This window comes from Atribacterota bacterium, assembly GCA_028703475.1.
In the GTDB taxonomy this organism is placed as follows: domain Bacteria; phylum Atribacterota; class Phoenicimicrobiia; order Phoenicimicrobiales; family Stramentimicrobiaceae; genus JAQVMU01.
The window spans coordinates 1-3,868 of the sequence record JAQVMU010000104.1 but is presented as its reverse complement, the minus strand read 5'-3'; the positions used below and the strand labels follow the sequence as shown (position 1 = coordinate 3,868).

4 protein-coding genes and 1 pseudogene are annotated in these 3,868 nt (G+C 32.2%); 3 read left to right on the top strand and 2 right to left on the bottom strand.

All coding sequences use genetic code 11. The features are described from left to right. Window positions 1-135: 135 nt before the first annotated feature. Window positions 136-663 (bottom strand): hypothetical protein, encoded by a 528-nt coding sequence (locus PHQ99_08090; protein MDD4289529.1) that lies wholly within the window; start codon window positions 661-663, stop codon window positions 136-138. A 280-nt stretch (window positions 664-943) separates the two neighbouring features. Here PHQ99_08090 and PHQ99_08085 point away from each other — a divergent pair, with 280 nt between their 5' ends. Then, window positions 944-1,384 (top strand): formylmethanofuran dehydrogenase subunit E family protein, encoded by a 441-nt coding sequence (locus tag PHQ99_08085; GenBank protein MDD4289528.1) that lies wholly within the window; start codon window positions 944-946, stop codon window positions 1,382-1,384. Window positions 1,385-1,487: 103 nt separating this feature from the next. Here PHQ99_08085 and PHQ99_08080 read toward each other — a convergent pair. Further along, window positions 1,488-1,685 (bottom strand): annotated as a pseudogene (locus PHQ99_08080) (lyase family protein). A 482-nt stretch (window positions 1,686-2,167) separates the two neighbouring features. Here PHQ99_08080 and PHQ99_08075 point away from each other — a divergent pair. Further along, window positions 2,168-3,172, top strand: a complete 1,005-nt coding sequence (locus tag PHQ99_08075) for an ABC transporter substrate-binding protein (GenBank protein ID MDD4289527.1) — start codon at window positions 2,168-2,170, stop codon at window positions 3,170-3,172. 107 nt (window positions 3,173-3,279) lie between these two features. Further along, the coding region (locus tag PHQ99_08070) for an iron ABC transporter permease (GenBank protein MDD4289526.1) at window positions 3,280-3,868 on the top strand (589 nt) is incomplete at its 3' end.

Sequence of the window (3,868 nt, the reverse complement as noted above, 5' to 3'; positions counted from 1 at the left end):
AGATAAGAAAAATTACTAAAAATACCTGAACTCATTAATTACTTTTAAATATGACCTTTTTAACTTATTATTAATAAATAATCAATATCCCGGTGAATAAAAATAAATTTTGTTTTTTTGCTTATAAAATATTTTTTACAACACCTCCTTTTTCACCCTATTAAAAGAATACACATTCATGACTTCTCTTCCTTTAGCATTACAATAGATATTATTATTTTTTATATCTATTAATAGTAATCGAATATCGCACCACCCCTTGATTCCCAGACAAAATGTTCTACCATATTTAAATCTTTGGGCAACCTTTATAGCTTCTTCGGAAAAACCCTTGGGTGAAACAACTATTCCATTAATAATGTGGGACATAACCTCAAAAGAAGGTGTAACAAGTTCTTTGGTAGCTTCTATAAGCAAATGGGAAAATGTTTCGATGTCTTTAAGATGTACATACTCTTTTAATCCCTTGACTAATATTATTTCTCTTTCCTGATAATGGTCAATCTGGATTTTTTTTGTGAAGACATGGCGGAAATGTTCTATAACGGAAATTGCATAAATATCTAATTCTTTTCCTGCAACTTCTTTATTCCTTTCTACATTATAATGGGCTCGATATCTCTTCTCTAAGTTCTCAAGATATTCTTCCAATGTAGATTTCATTTTTCTTCCTATTAATTTAAATATGTTTAGTTTTAACATGTCTTAATAAACTAAACTATTTTTATTTTAGTACAACAAATTTGTGATTGCAACTACTTACTTATTAATTTAAAATCTCTAAAAACAAAATTACTTGACATATGCCTGTTTTATGATAATATTTTTATGTTTAGTGTTACATATATAATTTTTGTAACACATTTTATAAAAACAGTATCGAGCATTTATTGAAATTTATATTTATTCTTAAAACATCGATGCAACAAATGAGGATGGTTAAATGATTAAACTTTCTGTAGATCAAGATAACTTAGGTGATATGATTGAACGTGGAATAAAACTGCATGGTCATGCAGGTCCTTATCTAAATCTGGGTATAAAAATGGGTCTTTTAGCCCTCAAGAATTTAAAAGCAAAAGGATATTTTGATTTGTCTGTTGAGGCTGAGCTGGAATACCGCAGACCAATGTCCTGTTTTGTTGATGGACTACAGATATCAACCGGCTGTACTATGGGAAAGGGAAATATCAAAGTAAAGAATCAAACCGGTAATATTAATGCTTTATTTAAGACAGAAGACAAAAACCTTCGCGTATTTCTAAAACCAGAAATAGTTAAATCTCTGGATTTTGAAAAAGAAAGCTGTGAGAATTTAAGTCAAAAAGTGTTAGATATTCCCAATGCTGAATTATTTGACTATTGTACAGAAAACTCCGATTAAGTTAAAAGTGACCTTTTTCTTCAATAATTTTCTTTAATTTTTCATTAACAGTTCCGTCCGGTAAAACATAGTCCGGAGAAACGTACCCTGTTTCTTCAAATTTCTTCTCTAACCAACCAAGTTCATAATTAGTTAAGGCAGCGGCCTTTTTTAAAATTGCAAAGGCCTTTATAATTTCGATTGGCATTTTATCTTTACCTATCTTAAAATTCTCCAGACTACGCTGGGTTTGAGCTCCCCACAATCTATCTCCAGGTATTTGTATTTCTCCCATACTATCCTTTTCAACTTTTATCCCCACTATTGGAATCCTCCTCTTTAATAATTCACAATAAATTAACTGTCAAATTGATAAAAAAATGAATTATAAAAAACTAAATCACTTATTTTTATTATAGTACAATTGAATAAAAAATATGGACGATCTATACAATTTTAAATATTTATCTACCCAAAAACTCCCGGTTTTAATTTGATTAAACTAAATAGCGAAGCAATAAAAGTATTTTTGCAGGTTACACTTCTATTTGATACAATATTTACTGTGAGGTGGTTTGCTATATTCTAACAGTGTTATCTTTATTGAAAATTGTCTATTATTGTGTCAATATAATTGCAATAGACTTATTATTTATTCAATAACTTACATTTGAAGTATCAAAATTCTAAAATCTTTGAGAAGGGGGTGATTACCAAAATATTTGATCAATTATCATTTTCTTTATTGTATAACTGTCCAACTAAAAAATAATTTATTATTTAAAACTATAGGAGGTTTATTTAATGAAAAAATTTTTATGGGTTTTTCTAATTATACTGCTTTTAGTATTTTGTGCAAATGGCAATGTTATGGCACAAAAACAGGTACTCAGAATATACACAGCATTTGACACTGAGGAAGCTAAATACTACATAGATGCATTTGAAGAAGAAACCGGTATAGATGTACAATGGGTTAGATTGTCATCAGGCGAAGTTCTTGCAAGAATTGAAGCCGAATCAAGTAACCCCCAGGCAAGTGTCTGGCATGCCGGTTCCAATACTTCCCATATCAACGCAGCTTCAAAAGGCCTACTGGAACCATACAAACCCAATATCGACTTCGACCTACCAGAATTACTACATGCAGATGATTGGGCATGGACAGGATTTTACACTGGTGCTATAGGTTTTATTACAAACACTAATTTTCTAGAAGAAAATAATGTAGAAGCCCCAACCAGCTGGGATGATTTACTTAATCCGATATTTAAAGAAAATGTAGCTCTGGCTTATCCATATACTTCCGGAACAGCCTACACTACTTTTGCGACATTAGTCCAAATGTGGGGTATGGAAAATGCTTTGGATTGGTGGGAAGAATTTGATAGACATAGTGTTTTCCAGTATACTCAGTCTGGAACTGCTTGTATTGGCATGGTCGGCTTAGGTGAAATTGCAGTAGGAATTGCCTTCTCGCATGACATAATTGCAAAGGGAATTAACACAGGATACCCTGTTGTTATGACCTTCCCTGAAGATGGAACCGGCTATGAAGTTGGAGGATTGTCTCTAATTAAAGGTGGACCTGAACCAGAATTGGGAAAACAGTTTATTAATTGGTGTTACTCAGTTGAAGCGCAAAATCTTTTCCAGCAATACAGTCGTCTTCCGGTTAACCCCAAAGCTACAGTTGCAGAAGGTTCAGTTACCCTTGATGATGTCAGTCTAATAGAATATGACCATATACTGGCTGGAGAAAGTAAAGATGACTGGGTAGGAGCATGGAGAGACAGAATCGGTAAGTAATTTCAGATGATTTCTATAATTAACCATCCCTGTTGCTAATAAATCTAATGTTATTTTTAGACAAGGAGCAACAGGGATTACCTTATTTTTTAGTGGTATTAAGATTTATGAATAATGATAGAAATAGACAAATTCATGAAATCACCGGTCAATTAAGATTAATTTGGAAAGAACCAATACTGTTTCTACTTATATTACTTATTTTTTATTTTCTATTTACTTTTGTAGTTTTTCCTATATTCCAGGTTGTAAAAAACAGTGTTTATATTGGTGGCAAGTGGGATTTTTCAAATTATGTTGCTATATTTTCTAAGAGATACTTTATTCAACCCTTTTTTAATAGTATAATTCTAGGTATTTATACAGCCACTCTTGGGAGTATAGCCGGATTTATTTTTGCCTATGCTTTAACAAGAACATCACTTCCTTTTAAAAATTTTTTCAGGACAACAGCTACTTTCCCAATTATCTCTCCTCCCTTCATAGTTGCACTGGCAGCAATTCTTCTTTTTGGAAGGGCTGGAAGCTTCACTCCCTGGGTTAAAAGTATAATAGGTAATTATTCTATTTATGGATTAAGCGGACTCGTTTTAGTGGAAACCATTGCTTATAGCCCAACCGCTTTTTTGGTATTATACGGTGTATTAGAGGCTATCGATCCCTCATTGGAAGAAGCCTCAATGGATTTGGGTGCTT